Genomic DNA, 24649 nt, shown 5'->3' with positions numbered 1-24649 from the left:
GGAGCAAGTCGCTAAGCAATCGCTCTGCAGGCCTGCTGTTCACTGGTTTAAGTCGCAAGGGGCGCATCGACATGCCGGGGCAAACTGACCCGAATACGGGTCCCGGTTTGCTCTGCGAAGTTAGTCGGGCTGTCGATTGTTATGTGTCCATAATGCTCTTCCACGATCGAATAGACCAGTGCGAGGCCAAGGCCGGTGCCCTTGCCCGGATCTTTGGTGGTCAGGAAGGGCTCAAACACGCGGTCTTGGATCGATTTGGGGATACCACTGCCTTCGTCCTCGACTATTAAGTCCACTGTGTGCTCAAAGGCTTCGCTCTTCACCCGGATGGCGGAACCGGCTGGTGACGCATCGCGAGCGTTGGACAGTAAATTGATCAGCACTTGGGCGAGGCGCTGTGGATCGCCAATGACCCAATGCTCGGCATCGCACAGATTGAAGAAGTGCACTTCATTGCTGCGCCGATTCAGCGCCAGCAGGCCAATGGCATCCTGCGCCACCTCGGCCAGGCACACCGGCTCTTCACTGTGCTGATGACTGCCGGAGTGGGCGAAGCTCATCAGCGACTGGACGATGCGCGAAACCCGCTTGGTTTGCTCGATGATCTGCTCGCTGACCTCCGTGATCTCGCCATCCTCTTCGCGTTCTTCGCGAAGATTTTGCGCCAAGCAGGCGATGCCGGTGATGGGGTTGCCAATCTCGTGGGCCACGCCCGCAGCCAGGCGACCGATGGACGCCAGGCGTTCGGAGTGGATCAGTTTGTCTTCCAGTAACTGGGTTTCTGTGAGGTCTTCGACCAGTACCACAAGGCCGCTGTTACCGACCGCCAGCGGTTCATCGATGGCGGCTTTGTGCAGGTTGATCCAACGGGTTTGCCCATCCAGCGGCAGGCGCTGTTTGTGCAAGTGCTCATCGGGCAGTTCGATAAAATTCTGCAGCATGCTGCGCCATGGCTCGCTGAGGGTACTCAGGCGTGAGCCGACCACCCGTTGCGCGGGGATATCGGTGAGTTCCTCCATGGCCTTGTTCCACATCAGCACTTCTTGGTCGGTGGCCAGCGAGCACACGCCCATGGGCAGATCCTGCAGAGTCTGCCGGTGGTAACGGCGCAGGGTGTCCAGCTCGGCAGCGAGGCCGGTGAGACGCGATTGGTAATCCTCTAAGCGGGTCTCAATAAAGTGGATGTCTTCGCTGACGTAAGTTTCGCTGGCGGTCTTATAAGGCAGAAAGGTTTCGACCAGATCCTGTGCCACGCTCGGCCCCATCAGGCCGGAAAGGTTGGCTTCGATGCGGTCGCGCAGGCGCCGCAAGGCATAGGGGCGCGCCTCGTCGAAGGGCATATGCAGGTCGCGCAGGGCTTGTTCGATTTCATGCTGGGCAGTTTTCGCCCCCAGCGGCTTGGCCAGTTGGGTAGCAAATTCCTGCGGTGAGGCGGCGAGCAATTCACGCCGTTGCGGCCGGCGTACGTTATCCACGGCGCAGGCTTCGGCGGCGCTGCGCTCTTCGCTGCTGGCTTCGGTGAACAGCGAGATCAGGGTGAAGACGATGACGTTGGCCGCCAGCGAGCCGATGGCCGCAAAGTGCCAGCTGCTGTCGTCCATCACATAGATGATGTCCAGCCATGGCACGTACAAACCCTGCAAGTTGCCCAGCATCGGCAGGAGCATAGTCACTACCCAGACGCCGATCCCGGCCAGCAAACCGGCGATAAAGCCGCGCCGGTTGGCGGTCGGCCAATACAGCACCGACAGCACCCCAGGGAGGAATTGCAGGGTGGCGACAAAGGCCACGATGCCGAGGTTGGACAGGTCCTGCTCCGCGCCTAGCAGCAGGTAGAAGCCGTAGCCGGCGAGGATGATCAGCACGATCAGAGCGCGCCGCGTCCACTTCAGCCAGCGGTAAATATTGCCTTCGGCAGGCGGTTGATACAGCGGTAACACCACATGGTTGAGGACCATGCCTGACAAGGCCAGGGTGGTTACGATGATTAAACCGCTGGAGGCCGACAGGCCGCCGACATAGGCCAGCAGGGCCAAGGTCGGGTTATTCAGGGTCAGCCCCACACCTAAGGTGAAGTACTCCGGGTTGGTGGTGACCCCAAGCTTTAAACCGGCCCAGAGAATCACCGGCACGGCCAGGCTCATCAGCAGCAAGAACAGCGGCAAGCCCCAGCTGGCGCTGACCATGGCGCGGGGGTTGAGGTTCTCGGTGAAGGTCATGTGATACATGTGCGGCATCACCGTGGCCGAGGCGAAAAACACCAGCAGCAGGGTGCGCCACGGGCCTTCTTGCAGCGGCGTGTGCAGGTTGCTCAATGACGCTTGGTTATGCACCAGCCAGGCTTGTAAATCCTGCGGGCCATCGAATACCCCATATAAGGCATAGAGGCCGATGGAGCCGATGGCGAACAGCTTAACCACCGATTCAAAGGCAATGGCGAATACCAGACCTTCGTGTTTTTCCCGCGTGGCGATATGCCGTGCACCAAACAAAATGGTGAACAGAATGATCAGGGCGCAATAGGCCAGAGCCACTCGCTCCTGCACGGGTTCACGGGTGAGGATGCCGATGGAGTCGGCCACCGCTTGAAACTGCAAGGCCAGCAGCGGCAGCACGGCGATCAGCATAAAGACCGTGCTCAGGGCGCCGGCCCAGGTGCTGCGAAAGCGGAAGGCAAACAGGTCGGCCAGAGACGACAGCTGATAGGTGCGGGTGATGCGCAGAATAGGATAGAGCAGCACCGGGGCGAGCAAGAACGCACCGGACACGCCAAGGAAGCAGGCGAGAAAGCCATAGCCATATTGATAGGCCAAACCCACCGTGCCGTAGTAAGCCCAGGCGCTGGCGTAAACGCCCAGGGACAGGGTGTAAATCAGCGGGTGCCGGATGATCCAGCGCGGGATCAGGCCGCGCTCACTGATCCAGGCTACGCCGAACAGCAACAACAAATAGGCGGCGCTGATTAGCATCAGCTGGCTAAGGCTAAAGCTCATCAGCATCACGTTGACTCTGCAAAATAAAGGTTACGACGATCAGGATCAGCCACAGCAAATAGGGGCGATACCACGCGCCATTGGGGTCGACCCACCAGTCCATGATGGCCGGAGAAAACAGGTAGATCCCCACCACCAGGATCAGCACCAATCGATAGATATACATGCCGCATCTCTTCGCCTATATGCCGCGATGGTAACGGATGCGCACCGCGAAGCGTAGATCGGTAGATGGCCAGGGCAGTCGTCTGGTGGCACAGGGCTACGTATGGCCGTGTACGGGTGCGGGCTTTAGCGGTTTTTCAAGGCGCTGAACTGTTGTGGTGCGTAGCGCCAAACGCGGCTGCGCTCTGGCGCTGTTGTGGTGCGTGCCGGCCGCACATTTGCCGGCGCAGCCGCGCTGGCGCGGGCTGCGGCCACTGGCATAAGTCTTGCGCGGGGAGGTTATCGCCATACTCCGCAGGAGGCCCGCTGTGTCGATCCATATTGCCTTGCACCATGTCAGCCACTACCGCTACGACCGTGCGGTCAATCTGGGCCCGCAAGTGGTGCGCCTGCGCCCGGCACCGCATTGCCGTACGCGCATTCTGTCCTATGCCTTGCATGTCGAGCCGGGGCAGCACTTTATTAACTGGCAGCAAGACCCTCAGGGTAATTATCTGGCGCGCTTGGTGTTCCCGGAGAAAACCCACGAGCTGAAAGTGGAAGTGGATTTAGTCGCTGAGCTGGCGGTGTTTAATCCCTTTGATTTTTTCCTTGAGCCCTATGCGGAACAAATCCCCTTTGCTTACACCGCGGCCGAGCAACTGGAGCTGGCGCCGTATTTGCGCAAATTGCCGGCCACGCCGCTGCTCAGTCGTTACCTGGCGACGATCGAGCGCAGCCCAATGCCGAGCATGGATTTTTTGGTGGCGCTCAATCAGCGTTTAGCCGCTGACATCAATTACCTGATTCGTCTGGAGCCCGGGGTACAGAGCCCGGAGCAAACCCTGGAGAAACACTCCGGCTCCTGTCGCGATTCGGCTTGGCTGCTGGTGCAGTTGCTGCGCCATTTGGGCTTGGCCGCGCGTTTTGTGTCCGGTTACCTGATCCAGCTGACGGCCGATGTGAAGGCCTTGGACGGCCCGTCCGGCACCGAGGTGGATTTCACCGACTTGCACGCCTGGTGTGAGGTGTATCTGCCCGGCGCCGGCTGGATCGGCTTAGACGCCACCAGCGGGCTGCTCGCCGGCGAAGGTCATCTGCCCTTGGCCTGCAGCCCGGAGCCAACCTCCGCGGCGCCGATCAGCGGGGCGGTGGATGAGTGCGAGTGTGAGTTCAGCCACAAGATGTGGGTCGAGCGCGTGTGGGAAGCGCCGCGGGTGAGCAAGCCCTATAGCGAGGAGCAATGGCAGGCGATCCTGGCCTTGGGCGATAAGGTCGATGCCGACCTGCAGAGTCAGGACGTGCGCCTGACCATGGGTGGCGAGCCGACCTTTGTCGCCCTCGACTATCCCGATGATGCGGAGTGGAACACCGCCGCGTTGGGGCCGAATAAACGCCGTCTGGCCACTGACTTATTCCAGCGCCTGCGCGCGCACTACGCCGAGCACGCGCAGGTGCACTTTGGTCAGGGTAAGTGGTACCCCGGTGAGCAGTTGCCGCGCTGGTCACTGAATGCCTTTTGGCGGCGCGACGGTCAACCGATCTGGCAGGACCCCAGTCTGTATGCCGATGAGCAGCAGGACTATGGCGTCGATGCGAGCAAGGCGGCGGACTTTCTAAGCCTGCTGGCGGAGCGCTTAGGGGTGGATGCGCAGTACCGTGTGCCGGCCTATGAGGATCGCTTCTATTACCTGTGGCGCGAGGGCAAGCTGCCGGATAACGTCGGCCCGGAAGATGCGCGCTTAACCGATGCACAGGAGCGGGCGCGTTTGCGTCAGGTGTTCAGCCAAGGCTTGGATAAGGTGGTCGGCTATCTGCTGCCACTGGCGCGTAATCCCAAGCAGCAGGGTTGGCAAAGTGGCAGTTGGTTTTTGCGCGATAAACACTGCCGCCTGATCCCAGGCGACTCAGCCATGGGCTATCGCCTGCCGCTGGATTCGCAGCCCTGGGTCAATGAAGCCGACTTCCCCTATGTGGTCGCCGAGGACCCCAGCCAGAGCTTTGCGCCGCTGCCCAGTGCTGCGCAAATCAAGGCTCAGGCCCGTGGCGTGTGGACTAACCAACAACACAGCAGCAAGCGCCCCGGTTACGGCCAGTCGGCGGCGGGCATTGTGCGCACCGCGCTGTGCGCCGAGCCACGCGGTGGCCGCCTGTATCTGTTCATGCCGCCGTTGGTGCGTTTGGAAGATTATCTGGAGTTGCTCTCGGCCATCGAAGCCACCGCCGCTGAGCTGAAGTGTCCGGTGTTACTGGAAGGCTATGAACCGCCTTTGGACCCACGCTTGCAGTGGTTCCGCGTAACCCCGGACCCAGGGGTGATCGAGGTCAATATCCATCCGGCGCAAAGCTGGCGCGAGCTGGTCGAGCGCACCGAATTTCTCTATGGCCAAGCCCGTGAATGCCGCTTAAGCAGCGAGAAATTTATGCTCGATGGCCGCCACACCGGCACCGGCGGCGGTAATCACCTGGTGCTCGGTGGCGCCACGCCGGCCGATTCACCGTTTTTACGCCGGCCTGACCTACTGCGCAGTTTGCTCAGCTATTGGCACAATCATCCGTCCTTGTCGTATCTGTTCAGCGGCCTGTTTATCGGCCCCACGTCTCAGGCGCCACGGGTCGATGAGGCGCGTAACGATGCGCTCTATGAACTGGAGATCGCCTTCGCGCAAATGCCCGAGGCAGGTCGCGATTGCCCGCCGTGGTTGGTTGATCGATTGCTGCGTAATCTGTTGGTGGATGTCACCGGTAACACTCACCGCGCCGAGTTCTGCATCGACAAGCTCTACTCACCGGATTCCGCCTCCGGGCGCTTGGGCTTGCTGGAGCTGCGCGCCTTTGAAATGCCGCCCCATGCGCAGATGAGCCTGGCCCAGCAACTGCTGCTGCGCGCCTTGCTCGCGCGTTTTTGGCGTAAGCCCTATCAGCCGGCGCGCTTGGTGCGTTGGGGCACCGAGCTGCATGACCGCTATATGCTGCCGCACTTTATTGCGCAGGACTTTGCCGATGTGCTGCAGGAACTCACGGACTGTGGTTATCCGATGCCAGTCGAGTGGTTTGCTGCCCATCTGCAATTTCGGTTTCCGAAAATTGGCGACTTCAACGTCAAGGGCATCGAGTTGGAGTTGCACCAAGCCCTGGAGCCTTGGCATGTGCTGGGCGAGGAGGGCAGTGGCAGCGGCACGGTGCGTTATGTCGATTCATCCCTGGAGCGCTTGCAGGTCAAGCTCAGCGGTATGGCCGGCGAGCGCTATGTGCTGAGCTGTAACGGCGTGCCGGTGCCGCTGCGGCCGACGGGCAAGGTCGGCGAGTATGTTGCCGGCGTGCGTTACCGCGCCTGGCAACCGGCTAACTGTTTACACCCGACCATCGAGGTGCATGCGCCGTTGGTGTTTGACCTGTTCGATAACTGGATGGGGCGCTCCATCGGTGGCTGTCAGTACCACGTGGCCCATCCCGGTGGGCGCGATTACGACAGCTTGCCGGTGAATGCCTATGAGGCCGAAAGCCGGCGTTTGGCGCGCTTCTTCCGTCTCGGTCACAGCGCCGGTAAACGCCAGCTGGCCAGCGCGATTGATAACCCGGAACTGCCGATGACTCTGGATTTGCGTCAGAGCTGAATAGATTGACTAACCTTGCTTGCGAGCGCTGTTTTGAACGAGCCTGCCATGCCCGACTTGCTTGATCAGTACCGGTTAACCCCGGGTAGTTACGACGAATTGTTGGATGCCCAGGGCAATGTGCGGCCCCATTGGCACAAGCTGCTCAGCCGCATGCAGCGCAGCAGCGCCGAGCAACTGAACCAGCGCCAGGCGGCGGTGGCGCGGCAGATTCAGGACAATGGCGTGACTTACAGCGTCTATGCCGATCCGGACGGCGCCGATCGCCCATGGGAGCTGGACCTGCTGCCCAATTTAATTCCGGCCCAGGAATGGCAGCAGATCGCTGCCGGGGTGGCGCAGCGCGCCAGTTTGCTCAACGCGGTGCTGGCCGATATCTATGGTGAACAACAACTGTTGGCCGAGGGCTTACTGCCCAGTGAGTTGGTGTTTGGTCACAACAATTACCTGTGGCCGTGCCAAGGTGTCACGCCGGTGGGCGGTACTTATCTGCATCTGTATGCGGTGGATCTGGCCCGTGCTCCGGATGGCCGCTGGTGGGTCACGGCGGACCGTACCCAAGCGCCGTCCGGGGCTGGCTATGCCCTGGAAAACCGTATCATCGTTTCCCGCGCCTTCCCCGATATGTACCGCGACTTGCGCGTGCAATATATCGCCGGCTTCTTTCGTACCTTGCAGGAGACGCTGGCGCGCCAGGCACCGGCCGAAGGCGAGCCGGCGTTGGTGGTGTTACTGACACCGGGGCGCTTCAACGAGAGTTACTTCGAGCATCTGTATCTGGCCCGCCAGCTTGGCTACCCCTTGGTCGAAGGCAGCGATCTGACCGTGCGCGAGGCCAAGGTCTATCTGAAGACCCTGGCCGGGCTGCGCCGCGTGCATGCGGTGTTGCGCCGTTTGGACGATGACTTTTGCGATCCGCTGGAGCTGCGCACCGACTCGGCGTTGGGCGTGCCGGGGCTGCTGGAGGCCGTGCGCCAAGGCCATGTATTGGTGGCCAATGCTTTGGGCTGCGGGGTGTTGGAGTCGCCCGGCCTGCCGGGCTTTCTGCCGGCCATTGCGGAAAAACTCTTGGGCGAAGAACTGCTGCTGCCCAGCGTTGCCAGTTGGTGGTGCGGCGAGCCGCCGGTGCTGGATAAGGCCCTGGAGCAAATGGAGCAGTTGTTACTGCGGCCTAGTTTCCCTTCGCAAAGTTTTGCCGCGGTGGTCGGTCGCGATTTAAGCGCAGCTGAGCGTGCTGAGCTGATCGAACGGATCAAGGCACGGCCCTATGCCTATGTCGCCCAAGAGCTGGCGCAACTGTCGCAAGCGCCGGTGTGGCACAGCGAGTCGGCCAGCCTGGCGCCGCGGGCCATTGGCATGCGGGTGTTCGCGGTGGCCAGCGCCGAGGGCTATCGGGTGCTGCCCGGCGGCCTGACCCGGGTGGCGGCTGAGGCCGGCGCGGAAGTGGTGTCGATGCAGCGCGGCGGTGCCAGTAAAGACACCTGGGTGTTGGGCGAGCGGCATAACGCCGGCGAGCCTTGGCAAGGCATGCGCAGCTTGGGGGTGGCGGACTTGGTGCGCAGTGACCCCTTTCTGCCTTCGCGGGTGGTGGAAAACCTCTATTGGTTCGGCCGCTACAGCGAGCGCTGTGAAGACCATGCGCGTTTGCTGCGGATCATGCTGGCGCGCTATGTCGATGATGACGACGATCCGCAAACCCTGCATACCGTGATCAGTCTGGGCGAGAGCCTGGGCTTGCTGCCCGAGGCCGACTTCGGCGAGTTGCAGCAACGCCTGCTCGAAGCCCTGCACGGCACGCAGTGGGACGACAGCCTGTTGGCCAATGTGCAGCGTTTGCAGTGGGTGGCCGGCAGCGTGCGCGGCAAACTATCCCAAGCCAACTGGCAGGCTTTGCAGGAGCTGCAACGGGACTGTCAGGGCTTGAGTGCAGGCCAGGGCGATTTTGGTCAGTGGCTGGAGTTTCTGGATCGTCTGTTGCTGTCACTGGCGGCGTTATCCGGCTTTGCCCTGGACGACATGACGCGCGATGACGGCTGGCGCTTTTTGATGATTGGCCGCTGCATCGAGCGTCTGCAGTTCCTTTGCGACAGTCTGGTGAATTTCCTTCACTCAAGCGCCGTGCAGGATCAAGCCTCGTTGAGCTGGTTGCTGGAGTTGGGTAACAGCAGCATTACCTACCGCACCCGCTACATGGCCAGCGCGCAGTTGATCCCGGTGCTGGATTTGCTCCTGTTGGATGAGCAAAACCCCCATGCCGTGCTGTTCCAACTGCGCACCTTACTGCGCTCGTTGGAACGCTTGGCGGAGCATTACGAGTTGGCCCCGGAGCGGCGCTTGCAGCACTTGGAGCAACAACTGGCGCAGTTCAATCTGGCCAGTCTGGAGAACCCTTTATTCGGGGCTGGCAGCGTGCAGGATGTGCTCGGCGGGTTAGCCGCCTTGCTGAATAACATCAGCCATTGCAGTGCGGAAATTTCGGATCGCCTGGGCCTGCGTTTCTTTGCCCATGTGGATGCCAGCCAGCGGACCCAATCGTCATGAGCAGTGCCTTTTATCAAATCCTCCACGACACCCATTACCGCTACGCCAGCCCGGTGTCGTTGGCCCAGCAGTTGGCCCATTTGTGGCCGCGCCGCTGCCCCTGGCAGCGCACGTTGCAGCAGCAGTTAGTGGTCAGCCCGCAGCCTGGTCAGCGTGAGGACACCCTCGATGTATTCGGTAATCCGCTGACGCGCCTGGTGTTCGAGCGGCCCCATGAGCAGCTCAAGGTCAGTGCCCAGTTGCAGGTGGAAGTACTGCCCCGTGCGCCGGTGGATATCCACGCCTCGCCGGCTTGGGAAGAGGTCTGCGCACACCTGCGCTATAGCGGTAAACCCATGGATCAGGGGCAATTGCAGGCTTGCCGGTTTCGTTTTGAGTCGCCCTACGTGCACCTCAAACAGATGTTCAGTGCCTACGCGGCCGACTGCTTTAGCCCCGGCCGGCCCTTACTGGCGGCGGTGGATAGCTTGATGCAGAAGATCTTCAGCGAGTTTCGTTTCGATGCCGCCGCCACCCAGGTGGCTACGCCGTTGGCGCAGGTGTTGGAAGAGCGCCGTGGCGTGTGCCAGGACTTTGCCCACCTGATGCTGGCGTGTTTGCGTTCGCGCGGGCTGGCTGCCCGTTACGTCAGTGGGTATTTGCTGACTCAACCGCCACCGGGGCAGCCGCGTTTGATTGGCGCGGACGCCTCCCATGCGTGGATCAGTGTGTATTGCCCGAAGCAGGGCTGGGTGGATTTTGATCCGACCAACAATGTGCGCCCGGCGCTGGAGCACATCACCTTGGCCTGGGGCCGCGACTTCGCCGATGTATCGCCGCTGCGCGGGGTGATTCTCGGCGGTGGCAGCCATGACCCCGAGGTGCAGGTCACGGTGCTGCCGCTGGCTGGGGGTTAGGCCTGTGGATGGCTGGGCCGCAGCGCCTGCCAGACTCGTTTGCCGAGGCTGACCACTGCGAGCACCACGCCACCGGCGATGACGCCCAACACCACGTTAAACAGGCTCGGCAGAACGGAGGCGAGCAGGCTATTTCCGCCAGCGAGCTGCTCGCTCAGTTGCGTCAGCCACGCATACACCTCGTGCACCCCGTGGGCGAGGATGCCGCCACCGACCATAAACATGGCCACGGTGCCGATCACGGTCAGGGCCTTCATCAGATAAGGCGCGGACAAGACCAAGCGCTTGCCAAGACGGCGCAGCAGCCCGAAGAACAGGTTGTTGCCTTTGAGCTGACTCAGATACAAGCCCAAGTCATCCAGCTTAACGATGCCGGCCACCAAGCCATACACGCCGATGGTCATCAGCAGGGCAATGCCGGTGAGCACTGTCACTTGCTGGGCAAAGCTGGCGCCGGCCACGGTACCTAAGGTGATGGCGATAATTTCGGCGCTGAGAATAAAGTCGGTGCGGATCGCCCCTTTGATTTTGTCTTTTTCGTAGCTGACTAAATCAATCTCGCTGTTGGCCACCGCCTCCAGGCGCTGCTGACGGTTGTGCTGTTGCTCGTCTTTACTGTGGAAAAGCTTGTGGCTGACTTTCTCAAAGCCCTCGAAGCACAGAAACGCGCCGCCAACCATCAGCAATGGGGTGATCGCCCAGGGCGCGACGGCGCTGATCAGCAGCGCCGCTGGCACCAAAATCAATTTATTGCGCAGCGAGCCCAGGCCCACAGCCCATACCACGGGCAGTTCACGGTCAGCGCGTACGCCGCTGACTTGCTGGGCATTGAGGGCGAGGTCGTCACCCAGTACACCAGCGGTTTTCTTCGCCGCGACTTTGGTCATCAGGGCGACGTCGTCAAGCACGCTGGCGATGTCATCAAGCAGGGTTAAGAGGCTGGCGCCGGCCATGCAGAATTCCTTTTCATAAGTGGGGGTACAAGCTGGCAGGGCTATCGAGAGCGCGGCGCTAAGCACGTCACACAGGATCAACCCATAACCAACCCTGGTTAATGTATAGCTGATGACCGGACAGCAAAACCATTAGACGTCGTACAAGGGTTTTTTCTACTTGACCAGTTGGTCAACAAATACCGATCAAACTGGCGAATTAGCCCGTTTGGACCCGCTTTTACTGGTTTTGTACACAAAGACTGTGGAGGGTGTTGTGGATAATATGCGGGCAACTCGCTGCAGCCTTAGTTAAGCCTGCGCTGGAGGTCCTTGAGCGTTTTTTGATCAGGACTTTTTTCACTTAAAAACAGCAGCTTAGCTGCGCCAAGCGAGGGCGAGGAGTTGTCCACGAATGCTGTGGGTAGTTTTGTTGATAAGTGCTGTATGTCTGTGGCGAGGCCTACTGCGCCTTAGCTTGTTACAGATTGATGAATTTTTAATCAGTTGTGGGCAACGCTAAAAAAGCCCATCTTCACGCCTCTGCGTCAAGCCAAAATCGCCGCTGAATCATCCACAAGCCAGGGGGCGGTCGGGGCTTTGTTGCGCTGGCTCACGCTTGCCCGGCAGGTTTATGCATAGTTTCTGTGGGGCGATCTGTGGATAAGCTGCGCGCCTATTGCTAAGAGCCAGTCATCACGGGGTTTGTCGCGTGCTGGTTATTTTTTAGGCAATTCTCTGAGTTATCCCCGGTTAACCCCTGAAAGCCCCAGTCGGTTTTTAAAAAGTCAGCAAAATCAGGTGCTTGCTTAACCTTGCAGAGGCTTATCCATGGTTTCTGTGGAGCGCTCTGTGGATAAGCTGCGGGCCATTAGCCACAGGCCAGAGCCAGCCTAGTGCACAGGCTGCTGAGCGTTTTTTGATCAGTTGGCCGCCTGTGGCAGGTGCCGCCTACAGCGCTTAGCCGCAGCGGCCAGATTGCGCCTATTTGCCGAAGGTGATGTTGATCCCGGCAAACAGGGTGAACTGCGGTAAGCCATCGCCCTTGCGCGCCACCGTCCACTGCGGTTCGACGAAGGCATTAAGAATATTGCCGCCTGACTGCCAGGCCTTACCCACACCCAAGCCGATGGGGATGTAGTGGGTGTCATTCTTCAGGTCGAAGGTCCAGGTGCCGGTGGAGCGCAGATACCAGCCTTTAGGCAGGTTGTGGATGATAAAGGGCTGGAAGGTCGCGCTTTCGACGTGCTGACGATCACTGTCGCCGGCGAACGAGCTTTGATACTGCACCAGGGCGCCTTTAAGGCCTTGCGGTGAGGCATCCACTGCCACAGCCGAGAGGCCGGCCTGCCACTTGCCGGTGCCCAGCTCATCCTCGGCGGCCGTCGGCGCAGTGATCTGCGGGCCGATGCCTAGCTGCAGGCCGTCAGTTTTAAGCAGAAAGATATCGAATAGGTTGAGGTCGCCGATACCGGTGCTGTAGCCATTATGCGGATCAGGCCGGGTGCTGATCGGCAGGCTGGCGCGCAGAATCTGCGGTACGCCGATTAGCTCACCGGGGGCCACCGGCAAGATGCCGCGCACAACGGCATCGTTACTGTGGGCATTGCTGTCATAGATTTTCGGCGTGTAATAGTTTTGCAGGTTAAGACCCGGGGCGAAGTTGAGCGGGTTGTTACTTTGGTTGGCGGTATCGGCAGTATCGGCCCAAGCGAAACTTTGGCTGGCGTAGAGCAGGCTAAGAACAAGTAGTTGCTGGCCGCGTTTAATCATCATGGTCACTCCCCTAATTAGTTTAATTTTTGAGTTGGCAGTTGCTTAGTGGCGCAAGTAGGAGAGCGCTAAGTCGATAAGATTCATTTTAGTTATTCAGCATGTATTAACTAATACTGACTAATAGACCCGGCCATGCGCCGGGCTCGCAGCGGCCTACGAGGCTCACCTGGATAGTTTTATTGGCACGCAGTCACAGGTGTATCTGTTATTGCCCTGCGCCTTTATGTAGCCTAGGAGGCTATTGCCCAGTGCCTTAGATGCATTGGAGATAGCAACTAGAAAAGATTGCAGAGAAGTTACTGGTCATTAGGCCAGGCAGATAATGTTTAACGGATTTCGCCGCGCGAAGTTTCAGGCGGTGAGTTGTAACGGATCTTTTTAAGAGAGCTTGGTTGCTTCGCTTGGGCGATTAGCCTGAGTGAATCGGCCGAGTGGATAAGTCAAACACTTCACCCACTTTGCTGCGTTTAGTTCTTGGGCGGGGGGGAATTAGCGTTGATAGGCCTGCGCGCGCTTCAGGCAACGCCGCCTGCCAGAGCGCCCTGCAGATAGCCAGGCGTTGAGAAAAACTTCATTAGCTTCAAGGGCTTGTGCATAAGTGCGGAGGTACTTATCCCGTGTAACTGTGGAGGCTTCTGTGGATAAGCTGCGTGCCTATTGCTACAGGCCACGGCTGGTATGGCTTGCACGGTGCTGGTTGTTTTTTGCGCAATACTGCTTGGGCAGAGGAACTTCAAGGATGGAGGGGCAGGCCATATGGCGGCCTGACCCTCAGCTCTGGCCTAGCCGACCAGCATCCAGGCACCGCCGGCGGCTGCAAGCGCGCCGAGCACGCGGATCACCCCAGCTGCGGCTTGTGGCAGCAGACGCACCAACCCATAGCCCGCAGCATGCAAGGCGGCGGTGGCCAGGACGAAGCCCAAGGCGTAGCTGGCCGGGCTGGCTAATTCCGGCAGCTCCAGGCCGTGGGCCACGCCATGAGTCAGGGCGAAGAGTGCGGTCAGGCTCAGGGCGATGATCATCGGTAGGCGGATGGCCACGGCCACCAGTAACCCGAAGGCCAACACCGAGGCCGTAATGCCGCCCTCGATATAGTTGAAGCTCAGCCCTTCAAAGCCCAGCAAGCCGCCCAGCAGCATGCTCGCAACAAAGGTCAACGGCAGCGCCCAGCGCGCCGCACCACGTTGCTGCGCCGCCCACAGGCCGACGGCAAACATCGCCAGCAGGTGATCCAGCCCCAGCAATGGATGGCTCAGGCCCGCGAGCAGGCCGCTTTCATGGTGGCCCGGATGGGCGAAGGCGACGGCCGGGGTAAGAAACAGCGCAAGGCTGAAGAAGATTTTTCGCAAGTGCATAGTGGCGCTCCTTTAAATTGTGCGGTTCAGGCATGCAGGGCTTTAGGCGGCGTTGAGCATGCCGTGGCGTTCGATAAAGGCGATGATCTGCTCAAGGCCCTGGCCGACTTTCTGGTTACTGAAGACAAAGGGTTTGTCGCCGCGCATCTTCAAGGTGTCGCGCTCCATCACCTCGAGCGAGGCGCCGACCATGGGCGCAAGGTCGACCTTGTTGATCACCAGCAGGTCCGACTTGCAGATACCCGGGCCGCCTTTGCGCGGCAGCTTGTCACCGGCCGATACGTCGATCACGTAGATGGTCAGATCCGACAGCTCCGGGCTAAAGGTGGCGGACAAGTTATCGCCGCCTGATTCGACGATGATCAGGTCAAGGCCCGGGAAGCGCTGATTGAGTTGCTCCACGGCCTCTAGATTGATCGAGGCATCTTCGCGGATGGCGGTATGCGGACAGCCGCCGGTTTCCACGCCGATGATGCGCTCCGGCGCCAGGGCTTCGTTACGCACCAGAAACTGCGCATCTTCCTGGGTGTAGATGTCATTGGTGACCACCGCGAGGTTGTAGCGCTCGCGCAGGGCCAGACACAGCGCCAGAGTCAGCGCGGTCTTGCCGGAGCCGACCGGGCCGCCAATGCCGATACGCAGGGGTTGGCTGTTCATAGTGGAAGCTTCCTTATGCTCAAGAACGGAATAAACGGCTGTATTGGCGCTCGTGCGCCATGCTCGCCAGGGTTAAGCCAAAGGCCGCGCTGCCCCAGTGCTCGGCAGGCCGTTCAACGGCCTGTTGTTGCGCTTGTTGCAGCAGCGGGATCAGTTGTGAGGTCAGGCGCTGGGCGGCTTGTTGACCCAGCGGCAGGGTCTTCATCAATACCGCCAGTTGGTTCTCCAGCCAGCTCCACAGCCAGGCCGCCAACGCATCTTGTGCGCTGATCTGCCAGGCCCGCGCGGCCAACGCCCAAGCCAAGGCAAAGCTCGGCTCGGGTAATTGGGCAAAGGCTGTCTGCGCCGCCTGATCCAGCTCGGGCAACTGGCTGAGCAATTGCTGCAGGGAGTAGCCCATTTGCCGGCTTTCTAAATGCAGCTCACGGGTCTCGCGACTGGCGCGGTGCTGGGCGCTGAGTTGCGCCAAAGCCATCCAGTCTTGCTGGGCGGCCGCTTGGCAATGGGCATATAGCAGCGGTGCCTCAAAACGCGCGAGGTTCAGCAGTAACTGATCACGCAGCCAACGCTCGGCGCTGTCAGCGTTGTGCACCAGGCCTTGTTCAACGGCCATTTCTAAACCTTGGGAATAGCTGTAACCACCAATCGGTAGCTGCGGGCTGGCCAGGCGCAGCAGTTGCCAGGCACCGGTAAACGCGCTGGCAAAGGTGCTGGCGCTCACTGACGCACTCCAAATTGATGCAGGCGCGGCGCGTAGCTGAATTCGGCATCGCCGGCATGGGAGTGGTGATGTCCACCGCCGTAGGCGCCTTGCTCGGGTTGGTAAGGTGCTTCGATCAGCTCAACGTGGGCGCCGAGTTGTTCGAGCATGGCCTTGAGCACGTAGTCATCGGGCAGGCGCAGCCAGCCATCACCCAGTTGTAGGGCAACATGCCGGTTGCCTAGGTGATAGGCCGCGCGCATCAGCTCAAAGGCATTGGCGCAGGTGACATGCAATAAGGCTTCGGGCTTGGCCAGCACGCGGACGATGCGGCCGTCTTTAGCCTTGAGGTACTCGTCGTGCTGCAGCGCCGGTTGGCCACGCTCAAGGAATAAACCGACTTCTTCGCCAGCTCGGGTAAAGCAGCGCAAGCGACTTTTGCTGCGCGCCTCAAAGCTCAGTTCTAGCTCAGCATCGCATGTGGGCTGTTGGGCAATGCGCTCGTGAATCACCAACATGGGGCAAGTTCCGGTAGAAATGTACCGGCAATAGAGCAAGGGCCTTGCCAAGGCAGGTGGTTAGCCCAAGTAGCGGGCTAGAGCGCAGGGCTGCTGCAGCCATGCGCACCGTTATTGTGCGCCTGCTTAATGCCGTGGGTGGTGTTCGCCTGTTTTTGGTGCGTCAGTCGCGGGTGTGCTGCAAGCCTTGCCAGGTTTTTGCACCAATAAAGATAAAGCGCAGTTGCTCGATCATTTTATTTTGCGGCCAAGCGTGTTCGGGCAGCTCTGTGGCGGGGCTGTCGATCAGTTCGGGGAGGGTGGCGAACACGGTCTTGACCACCAGATCCGCCAGCACGGTCAGCGCGTCTGGGGGCAGGTGCCCAAGCTTGGGCTTGAGGCTTAGGTCGGCCACCAAGTCCGCGCTGATTTGCTCGCGCAGGCGGGCCACGGCTTGGCGCACCGGCACGCTGCCGCCGTATTGCTCACGGGCAAGAAACAAAAACTGCGAGCGATTGGCGCTGACGGCAGTGAGAAAAATATGCACCGAGGCGTCGATCACGCCGCTGTTCTCGAATTGGTGCCGGCGCACTTGGCGAATCGCCGCGCGAAAGGTGGCGCCGACCTCTGCCACCAGGGCCAGCCCGAGGGCATCCATATCCGCAAAGTGGCGGTAAAAACCGGTGGGCACGATGCCGGCGCTGCGCGTGACTTCACGCAGGCTCAGGCTGCAAAAGCCACGGCCCGTTGCCATCAGGCTGCGCGCAGCGTTCATCAAGTTATTGCGGGTTTGCAGCTTTTGTTCGGCACGGCCTAGGGGCAATTTCACGCAAAAGGGCTCGCAGGGTGAAAACAGTCGGACATATTAATCAATAGCTGCCTGAGGCCAAGCCCAGGCTTAGCTTTGCCGGAACACACAGGTCAGGTAGCGGTTGCTAAAGCCATAGCGCAGCATCGCCGCCAGCCGGCCCAACAGGTACAGCGGATGCTTGCGGTAATACTGCAGCACCGCATTGCCCACGCCTTCACTGCGGTGCTGCTTTTGCTGATCGGGTTTACGCGAGAACAGCCCCTTGAATTGCCACCACTGAATCTGCTCCAACTGCTGGCGCGCCTGCAAACCTTGCTGGCCGAGCAGGCGATAGAAGCTGCGCTTGGTGAAGTCGTGCAAGTGATGGGGGTTGCCGTCCAGCGTCGGGGTAATCGGCACCGAGGCCACCACCAAGCCGCCAGCCTTGAGCAGGCGGGCGTAATTGGCCACGAGCAGGTCGGGGCGCGGCAGGTGTTCGATGGTTTCTAAACTGACGATGCAATCAAAGCCCTGCTCGCTAGCGAACTGCTCGGCATCGGCACACACATAGCGCAGGTTGGGCAACTGATAATGGGCCTGGGCATAGGCAATCGCCGCCGGATCAATATCCACCCCCGTGACCTGTTTATCCGGATGCTGCTGTGCCAACAGCGCCGTGCCATAGCCACAACCGCAGGCCATATCGAGCACGTGCTCGCCGCTTAGGTGCTCGGCGGCAAACTCATAACGCTGCATATGGATGGCGAGGCTGGCTTGATCATCGGCGTTGCTGGGATCGAGATCCTTGGGGTAAATCCGTTCGATGGTGTGCATAGTGGGGGACATTGAGATAGAGGTCCCGACTATAAGTGAGTGTCTTATTGCTGCACAGTGTCTATGTACGACCGTGCTGGGATAGCCCGATGTTTTAATCCGCCGGCAGCAGCCAGATCGTGCCATCGTTTTCAATGATGGCCAGCGCCTCTAGACTTTGCCCGCTGCACGGGCCGGCTACGCATTCGCCGCTTTCAAGCAAAAACAACGCGCCGTGGTGGGCGCATTGCAGCAGGCTGGCGCTGCTGTCGAGAAACTCATCGGCCTGCCATTCCAAGCGCACTGCGCGATGGGGGCAGCGGTTGCGGTAGGCGTAGCACTGGCCATGTTTGCGCACGAGCACAAGGTCGATGCCGGCGATGCTAAAACCGCGGCTTTGCCCTTCGGCCAGTTGTTGCGATGCACAGATTGCGAACACAAGCGCCCCCCATAAATAAGCCCGGCATTATGCCGGGCTTAGCTGCATTACGCAGCGCTGCACAGAGGGGCGGCGCGTCCCTGCGCCAATGCTGCTCAGTACTGCCAGGAGGCCGAGACGCGCAAGTTACGCCCGACTTCACTGTAGAAATCATCCGGCTGGGCCAGACTGCCGGTGGGCACGTCGAGGGCGTTCCAGTATTTCTTATCGAAGGCGTTAAACAGACCGGCTTGCAGTTTGATCCCTTTGAGCTGCGCCGGCTGCCAATAAGCGGTGAGGTCGACCACGCCATAGCCCGGTGCCTTGAAGTCGCCTTGGTCCTGCACCTTATTGCGCGCGGCGGCCGTGCGCAGCATCAGATCGGCGCCTAAGTCATCGCGGGCATAGCTCAGGCCGAGCAGGCTGGTGATCGGCGCCACCGTGCTTAGGCGCTGATTGGTTTCGCGGTCTTCACCATTGGCCCAGGCCACCGAGCCCCAGACCTTCCAGTGCGGCACGAACTCCCAGTGGGCGGCCAGCTCGGCGCCGTAAATCTGCACTTTGCTGCGGTTGCCGGTACGGGTCACGCCCAGCGGATAGTCGCTGGCATTAAGGCCCAGCTCGGCCAGCTCGCCAGCGCTGATCGGCAGGTTTTCGTCGATAAAGTTTTTGTAGTGGTTATCGAACAGGCTGATCGAGCCCCCCAACTGTTGGTTGCCCAGCTGCGCGCCAATCTCGTAGCCGTTGCTTTCTTCGGGTTTGAGGTTGGGGTTACCCAGACGCAGGTAGCTGCTTTCAGCACCGTAATTCATATACAGCTGGGTCGCGTCCGGTGCTTTAAAACCTTGCGCCCACTGCGCATAGAGCTTGACCTGCTCCACCACCTGCCAGGTGGCCAGCAAACTGCCGGAGAGCTTGTGGTCTTTGCTGCTGCTCAGGCTTTGGTTGTTGTTGGGGTTGGCGTTGTTTTGATAGTCGCGGGTGGCTTTCGGGTCTTGTTTGTAATGGTCGTAACGCAGGCCTGGCGTGAGTTTGACGCGACCATCGGCCAGGCTGATTTCGTTGTTGGCAAACACGGCCCAACTGGTGCCTTCGGCCTTAGGCATATCGGCCTGGTTGGTATGCAGGAAGTCGCACGCCGCCGGGCCCATATACATCGGGTTACTGGCGCTGATGCCAAAGCCTGGGCAGTTGTCATAGCCCTTGGATTGTTGCTCGGTATTGATTTGATAAACCTCGCCGCCGAGGGTCAGGGTGTTGGCGATGCCGGCCACCTCATAGTGCTTGCCGAGATTGCCGGAAAAGCCATACAGCTCTTTCTCGATGCGGTTATTGCGCCCGTATGGGCCGCTCGGATACTTGTAGGGGTTGCCCGGCAAACCGAAGCGCTGGAACAGAAAGTCTGGGGCTCTGCCGCGGGCGTCCATGCTGCGCACGCCATCCTGATCGTCCTGACGGCGCAGCTTTTGCCAGTAAACCACGGCGCTGGCGCTGTCGAGGAAGTCGTCCGCGTCCTCGCTCTGGAAGTTGTAATCCAGCGACACGCGTTGGCGGCGGCTGACTTCATTGGTGCTGTTCGCGCCGAGCAGATAGGTGCTGCCCTGGTTGCTGCGGCTGTCGATGTCGCGCTGGCGCTCAAAGGTTTCGGCGGTAAAGCCAAGCTTGTGGCCGCCATCAAAGCGTTGCTGCAATTTCACCAACAGGCTGTCCTGCTCGGTATCCGCCGGGTTGGCCTCGGTGCGTTGGCTGCCGTAGAGGTTGCCGTGCCCGGCGTTTTCCAGCTCATGGCCACGGCGTTGGCCGCCTTGCAGCAGCCAGTAGGTGTTGTGCATGCGGCCGGCGATGGCGGCGTTGAGGCCCCAGCTGTCATCGCTGCTGTCGTAATCGCTTTTCAGCAGGCTGCCGAAGTCTTTGCCCGGCGCCAGTAAGTCCTCGGGGTTGAGGGTGAACAACTGCACGGCGCCGCCCAAGGCGCCGGAGCCGATCTGGCTGGAGTTGCTGCCACGCACGATATCCACCGCTGACAGGCTGTTGAAGTCAAACGAATCCAACCCGCCCTGGGCACCGCCAGTCGGTCCTTGGCTGCGCGCGCCATCGGTCATCCACGGCACGCGGATGCCGTCGATGGTGGTCAGCACGCGGTCACGCTCCAAACCGCGGATGTTGATGCTCTCGCTGCTGCGGCTGAAGTTAACGCCCGGTTCGGCGCGTTTGCCCAAGTCTTCAAAGCTGCGGATAAAGCGGTTTTCCAGGGTCTTGGCAGCGGTCGAGGTCGTGGTGGGCAGGCTCTCCTGCTCAGCCGTTGCATTGACTTGTGCGGCGTCGAGATTGACGGCTTGCTCCGCCAAGGCGAGGGACGGGCATAGCAGCAGTAAGCCTAGCCAGGGACGGCGGGCAAAGGGCGGACGACTCAGCATGGGGGCAGCTCCAATTGCGTGTGCGTGACGGTTTCTAGGACCGTTGTTGGTGTTTTTAGCGGTCAAAACCATAATAGGATTGACAATCATATGCAAATGATTATCAATTGATATGTATTCCGCAGCATGCACAACTGCGCCCGCACTGATCTGCCCCTGTCACCGTCAATGGCAGGGCGGGTGGTTATCGGTGAGAGGTTGTGAATGAGCGCCAGCGCCTTGCGCACTAACGAGCAATTACCTGTGATAAAGGAGCAAATCATGAGCACCCTGGCCCCGCCCCGTACTGCGCCACAACTCTATGCCGCTTGGCAGGCGCTCAAGGCGCAACAACCCCGGTTGCGTGCTCGTGAGGCGGCTGCCGTGCTGGGTGTGAGCGAGGCGCAGTTGACCGCCAGCCGCTTGGGCGTCGATAGCCGCCGCCTGTGCCCGGACTGGGCGGTGTTACTGCCGGCCTTGGGTGAGCTGGGTTACATCATGGCGCTGACCCGTAACGAGCACTGCGTGCATGAGCGCAAGGGCTATTACCGCGACGTTACCGTCACGGCCAATGGGCAAATGGGTTTAGTGGTCTCCCCAGACATCGACCTGCGCCTGTTTTTGGCGGGCTGGCACAGCGTGTTCGCCGTCGAGGAGCAAAGCGACAAGGGCGCCCAGCGCAGCGTGCAGATCTTCGATAAACAGGGCAATGCCGTGCACAAGGTGTACCTGACGGCCGACAGCAATCTGCAAGCCTGGGCTGCGCTGATCGAACGCTTCGCCGCGGCTGAGCCAAGCCCGGAGCCCGAACCGCAACCCTTGCCGGCTAAGCCCGCGCTGCAGGCCGACAGCGCCATCGATGTGGCGGGCCTGCGCGAAGGTTGGGCGGCACTCAAAGACACTCACCACTTTTATGCCCTGCTTAAACAACATGGCGTGAGCCGTACCCAAGGCCTGCGCCTGGCCGGTGAGCAGTGGGCGCAGCCGCTAGCGCTGGCGGCGCTGCCGCAGTTGCTGGAGCAGGCGGGCGCGAGCCAGGTGCCGATCATGGTGTTTGTTGGCAACGCCCACTGTATCCAGATCCATACCGGCACGGTGAGCAACCTGCGTTGGATGGACAGCTGGTTCAACGTGCTCGACCCGGAATTCAATTTGCATCTGCAAACCCAAGGCGTGACTGAGCTGTGGCGGGTGCGTAAGCCCAGCACGGATGGCCTGATCACCAGTTGGGAAGCCTTCGATGCCGATGGCGAGCTGGTGCTGCAGTTGTTCGGCGCGCGCAAACCTGGGGTGCCGGAGCTAACCAGCTGGCGCGAGTTGGCTGAGCAAGCCGCGCCGCTAGAGGCCTAAGGATGTCCCAGCCTGCGCAAGAGGCAGGTAGGGCAATTTGGATAACCGTGTTCAGGCCGAAATCGCCATGAAATTAAGCAACAAAGTGCTCGCCATCGCGGCGGGCTTATTCAGCAGTGCCTGGCTTCAGGCCGCAGAAACACCGCGTTGGGTCAGTGCCGGTGGCTCTCTGAGCGAATGGGTCGTGGTTTTGGGTGGCGAAAGCCGTTTGGTCGGCGTCGATAGCACCAGTCGCCATCCTGCGTCGCTCACGAATCTGGCCAATGTCGGTTATCAACGGGCCTTGGCTGCTGAAGGGATTCTAAGCCTGCGTCCAGATCTGCTGCTTGGCAGTGAAGAAATGGGCCCGCCTCCCGTGCTTGAGCAACTGCGTGGCGCCGGGGTCAAGATCGCCGTGTTACCGGCCCGGGCTGACCTCAACAGCTTGCACAGCAGCTTGCAGCAGATCGGTGATTTACTTGGCGACCGAGCCAAGGCGGAGCAGGCTTTTACTCAATATCAGGCGCAGCTGAGCGAGCAAGCGCAGTGGGTCAAAGCCGCCCAGGCTAAACAGCCCGCGCCGGGGGTACTGTTTCTGATCGGCCATGCCGGTGGCAGCCCCATGGCTGGCGGGAAAAACACCTTGGCCGATTGGATCATCAGCCAAGCAGGCGGGCGCAACTTAGCCACGCAGGCGGACTATAAAGTGCTGTCCACAGAAGCGCTGATTGCCCTCGACCCAGAAGTGGTGGTGCTCGCTGACCGCCAGTTACAGGGGGAGGCAGCCCGCGCCGCGCTGCTTAAACAAAACCCAGCGTTGGCGCAAACCCGTGCCGGGCGCAGTGGCCGTTTGTGGGTGATTGATCCGACCTTGCTGATCGGTGGTCTGGGCCCGCGTTTACCCGCGGCGCTGAGCGATCTGGCCCAGGTGTTTTATCCCTCCAGCAAGCCAAGCGCACCGAGTGCTAAGCCGGCACCATGAGTGGCAACCATCGCGCGCGCTGGTTGTTTCTCGGCCTGGGCCTGTTGCTGCTGACGGCGCTCTGGGCGTCGCTGGCTTTAGGGCCGGTGAGTCTGACCATCGGCGATGTGGGCCAGGCGCTGCTGGCGCAACTCGGCCTGCCGCTGGGGGCTGAGAACAGTCAGGCGCAGTTGATCATTAGCCAGATTCGGCTGCCGCGCACCTTGCTCGGCTTGCTGGTGGGCGCGGTGCTGGCGGTGTGTGGCGTGGCGATGCAGGGCTTGTTTCGCAACCCCTTGGCCGATCCTGGCTTGGTCGGCGTGTCCGGCGGTGCCGCCCTCGGAGCGGCGCTGGCGATTGTTGGCGGCAGCCTTTGGACGGCTATTCCTGAAACGTTCAGCCCTTATCTGCTGACCAGCGCGGCTTTTGCCGGCGGTTTTGTGGTGACCGCGCTGGTTTATCGCCTCGGCCGCAGCAATGGCCAAACCCATGTGGCGACCATGCTGCTGGCCGGTATTGCCTTGACCGCGTTGGCCGGCGCGTTGATTGGTTTGCTTACCTATATTGCCGACGACGCCACCCTGCGCACCCTGACGTTCTGGAACCTGGGCAGCTTGAACGGTGCCAGTTACAGCCGCATGTGGCCGCTGCTGCTGGTGGCGCTGCTGGTGCTGCTGTGGCTGCCGCGCCGGGCTAAGGTGCTCAACGCCTTATTGCTGGGGGAGTCGGAGGCGCGCCATCTGGGCTTTGCGGTAGAGCGGGTCAAGGCCGAGCTGGTGTTCTGTACTGCCTTAGGAGTGGGGGCGGCGGTCGCGGCGGCGGGCATGATTGGTTTTATCGGCCTGGTGGTGCCGCATCTGGTGCGGTTACTGGTGGGGCCGGATCATCGCGTGCTGTTACCCGCCTCAGCCTTGGCTGGCGCCAGTTTGCTGCTGCTGGCGGATTTGTTCGCGCGGTTGCTGGTGGCGCCGGCGGAGCTGCCGATTGGCATCATCACCGCACTGATTGGCGCGCCGTTCTTCCTCTATCTATTAATCCGGGGCCGGACCTGATGTTGCGTGCCAAGCAGTTAAGCGTCGAGCGCGCCGGCAAAAGCGTGCTCAGCGAGATCAACCTAAGCCTAAAACCCGGTGAGGTGCTCGGCGTGCTCGGGCCCAATGGTGCCGGCAAAAGTACCTTGCTCGCCGCCTTGTGTGGGGAGCTGCCTTGCAGCCAAGGCGAACTGTGGCTCGGTCCGCGGTTATTGCAGGATTGGCCGGGGCAGCAACGGGCCCAGCGCTTGGCCGTGTTGCCGCAACTGTCGACGCTGAACTTTGCTTTTCGGGTGGAAGAAGTCGTCGCCATGGGTCGCTTACCCCATGCCAGCGGCCAGGCACGCGACCAGCACATTATCCAGCAAGCGCTGGCGGCGGCCGATGCCGAGCACCTTATCGGGCGCAACTATTTGCAGCTCTCTGGCGGTGAACGGCAGCGGGTGCACTTAGCCCGGGTGCTGGCCCAGCTGTGGCCGGGTGGTGAGGAGCAGGTGCTGTTATTGGATGAACCGACTTCCATGCTCGATCCTTTGCACCAGCACACCACCTTGCAAGCGGTGCGCGATTTTGTCGGCCACGGCGCAGCGGTATTGGTGATTTTGCACGACCTGAATCTGGCCGCGCGTTACTGCGATCGCCTATTGTTGCTGCACAACGGTCAGGCCCATGCTTTGGGCAGTCCCGCTGAGGTGTTGCAAGCCGAGGCGCTGCGCACGGTGTTTGGCTTAGAGGTGTTGGTGCAACAGCATCCCGAGCGCGGTCATCCGCTTATCGTCGCGCGCTGAGTGCTTTTTTCATTT

Annotated in this window: 19 protein-coding genes; 7 read left to right on the top strand and 12 right to left on the bottom strand. The window is 60.7% G+C overall.

Annotated elements, in window-relative coordinates; genetic code table 11:
* Nucleotides 1-47: 47 nt before the first annotated feature.
* Both NTD81_RS16800 and NTD81_RS16795 read right to left on the bottom strand, forming a co-directional pair.
* A complete protein-coding gene (locus NTD81_RS16800) occupies nucleotides 48-2999 on the bottom strand; it encodes a sensor histidine kinase (protein WP_262183811.1) in 2952 nt (983 codons plus the stop codon).
* Nucleotides 2983-3159: a hypothetical protein gene (locus NTD81_RS16795; protein WP_262183810.1), complete on the bottom strand. Its 177-nt coding sequence runs from the start codon at nucleotides 3157-3159 to the stop codon at nucleotides 2983-2985. Before NTD81_RS16795 ends, NTD81_RS16800 begins: the two co-directional genes overlap by 17 nt.
* Nucleotides 3160-3466: 307 nt before the next feature.
* Between NTD81_RS16795 and NTD81_RS16790 the strand changes: the two genes are divergently transcribed.
* Genes NTD81_RS16790 through NTD81_RS16780 form a run of 3 tightly spaced genes read left to right on the top strand, consistent with a single transcriptional unit; the run spans nucleotide 3467 to nucleotide 10191 of the window.
* On the top strand, nucleotides 3467-6754 hold the full coding sequence (locus NTD81_RS16790; protein ID WP_262183809.1) for a DUF2126 domain-containing protein: 3288 nt from the start codon (nucleotides 3467-3469) through the stop codon (nucleotides 6752-6754).
* A 48-nt stretch (nucleotides 6755-6802) separates the two neighbouring features.
* On the top strand, nucleotides 6803-9295 hold the full coding sequence (locus NTD81_RS16785; RefSeq protein WP_262183808.1) for a circularly permuted type 2 ATP-grasp protein: 2493 nt from the start codon (nucleotides 6803-6805) through the stop codon (nucleotides 9293-9295).
* Nucleotides 9292-10191: a transglutaminase family protein gene (locus NTD81_RS16780; RefSeq protein ID WP_262183807.1), complete on the top strand. Its 900-nt coding sequence runs from the start codon at nucleotides 9292-9294 to the stop codon at nucleotides 10189-10191. The genes NTD81_RS16785 and NTD81_RS16780 overlap by 4 nt, the downstream gene beginning before the upstream one ends.
* Here NTD81_RS16780 and NTD81_RS16775 read toward each other — a convergent pair.
* The 10 genes from NTD81_RS16775 to NTD81_RS16730 form a co-directional block, all read right to left on the bottom strand.
* On the bottom strand, nucleotides 10188-11144 hold the full coding sequence (locus tag NTD81_RS16775) for a DUF808 domain-containing protein (RefSeq protein WP_262183806.1): 957 nt from the start codon (nucleotides 11142-11144) through the stop codon (nucleotides 10188-10190). The genes NTD81_RS16780 and NTD81_RS16775 overlap by 4 nt on opposite strands.
* 963 nt (nucleotides 11145-12107) lie before the next feature.
* The gene (locus tag NTD81_RS16770) at nucleotides 12108-12896 is read right to left on the bottom strand and encodes a hypothetical protein (protein WP_262183914.1); all 789 of its coding nucleotides are present in this window, start codon (nucleotides 12894-12896) and stop codon (nucleotides 12108-12110) included.
* Between the two features lie 785 nt (nucleotides 12897-13681).
* Complete coding sequence (locus NTD81_RS16765; RefSeq protein WP_262183805.1) at nucleotides 13682-14254, bottom strand: HupE/UreJ family protein; 573 nt, start codon at nucleotides 14252-14254, stop codon at nucleotides 13682-13684.
* 42 nt (nucleotides 14255-14296) lie between these two features.
* Nucleotides 14297-14911 carry an urease accessory protein UreG gene (gene ureG, locus NTD81_RS16760; protein WP_262183803.1) on the bottom strand — a complete coding sequence of 205 codons (615 nt, stop codon included), beginning with the start codon at nucleotides 14909-14911 and terminating at the stop codon, nucleotides 14297-14299.
* A 19-nt stretch (nucleotides 14912-14930) separates the two neighbouring features.
* A complete protein-coding gene (locus tag NTD81_RS16755) occupies nucleotides 14931-15632 on the bottom strand; it encodes an urease accessory protein UreF (RefSeq protein WP_262183802.1) in 702 nt (233 codons plus the stop codon).
* Nucleotides 15629-16129 carry an urease accessory protein UreE gene (gene ureE, locus NTD81_RS16750; protein ID WP_262183801.1) on the bottom strand — a complete coding sequence of 167 codons (501 nt, stop codon included), beginning with the start codon at nucleotides 16127-16129 and terminating at the stop codon, nucleotides 15629-15631. Before ureE ends, NTD81_RS16755 begins: the two co-directional genes overlap by 4 nt.
* Nucleotides 16130-16292: 163 nt before the next feature.
* On the bottom strand, nucleotides 16293-16931 hold the full coding sequence (fabR, locus tag NTD81_RS16745) for an HTH-type transcriptional repressor FabR (RefSeq protein WP_262183913.1): 639 nt from the start codon (nucleotides 16929-16931) through the stop codon (nucleotides 16293-16295).
* Nucleotides 16932-17006: 75 nt separating this feature from the next.
* Entirely contained in the window at nucleotides 17007-17744 is a 738-nt protein-coding gene (locus tag NTD81_RS16740; protein ID WP_262183800.1) for a class I SAM-dependent methyltransferase, read from the bottom strand.
* 82 nt (nucleotides 17745-17826) lie between these two features.
* The gene (locus NTD81_RS16735) at nucleotides 17827-18150 is read right to left on the bottom strand and encodes a Rieske (2Fe-2S) protein (protein WP_262183799.1); all 324 of its coding nucleotides are present in this window, start codon (nucleotides 18148-18150) and stop codon (nucleotides 17827-17829) included.
* 95 nt (nucleotides 18151-18245) lie between these two features.
* Nucleotides 18246-20546, bottom strand: a complete 2301-nt coding sequence (locus NTD81_RS16730; protein WP_262183798.1) for a TonB-dependent hemoglobin/transferrin/lactoferrin family receptor — start codon at nucleotides 20544-20546, stop codon at nucleotides 18246-18248.
* 261 nt (nucleotides 20547-20807) lie between these two features.
* Between NTD81_RS16730 and NTD81_RS16725 the strand changes: the two genes are divergently transcribed.
* From NTD81_RS16725 to NTD81_RS16710, 4 genes are all read left to right on the top strand, one after another.
* Nucleotides 20808-21875, top strand: coding sequence for a hemin-degrading factor (locus NTD81_RS16725; protein WP_262183797.1), 1068 nt, complete (start codon nucleotides 20808-20810; stop codon nucleotides 21873-21875).
* Nucleotides 21876-21942: 67 nt separating this feature from the next.
* Nucleotides 21943-22836, top strand: a complete 894-nt coding sequence (locus NTD81_RS16720) for a hemin ABC transporter substrate-binding protein (RefSeq protein WP_262183796.1) — start codon at nucleotides 21943-21945, stop codon at nucleotides 22834-22836.
* A gap of 50 nt (nucleotides 22837-22886) precedes the next feature.
* Nucleotides 22887-23867 carry a FecCD family ABC transporter permease gene (locus NTD81_RS16715; protein ID WP_262183912.1) on the top strand — a complete coding sequence of 327 codons (981 nt, stop codon included), beginning with the start codon at nucleotides 22887-22889 and terminating at the stop codon, nucleotides 23865-23867.
* Nucleotides 23867-24634 carry a heme ABC transporter ATP-binding protein gene (locus NTD81_RS16710; RefSeq protein WP_262183795.1) on the top strand — a complete coding sequence of 256 codons (768 nt, stop codon included), beginning with the start codon at nucleotides 23867-23869 and terminating at the stop codon, nucleotides 24632-24634. Before NTD81_RS16715 ends, NTD81_RS16710 begins: the two co-directional genes overlap by 1 nt.
* The last annotated feature ends 15 nt before the right edge of the window (nucleotides 24635-24649 follow it).

Source organism: Pseudomonas sp. 5P_3.1_Bac2, from assembly GCF_025465995.1.
Classification (GTDB): Bacteria; Pseudomonadota; Gammaproteobacteria; order Pseudomonadales; family Pseudomonadaceae; genus Aquipseudomonas.
The sequence above is the reverse complement of the archived record's forward strand: the minus strand, read 5'-3'. Positions and strand labels throughout refer to the sequence as shown.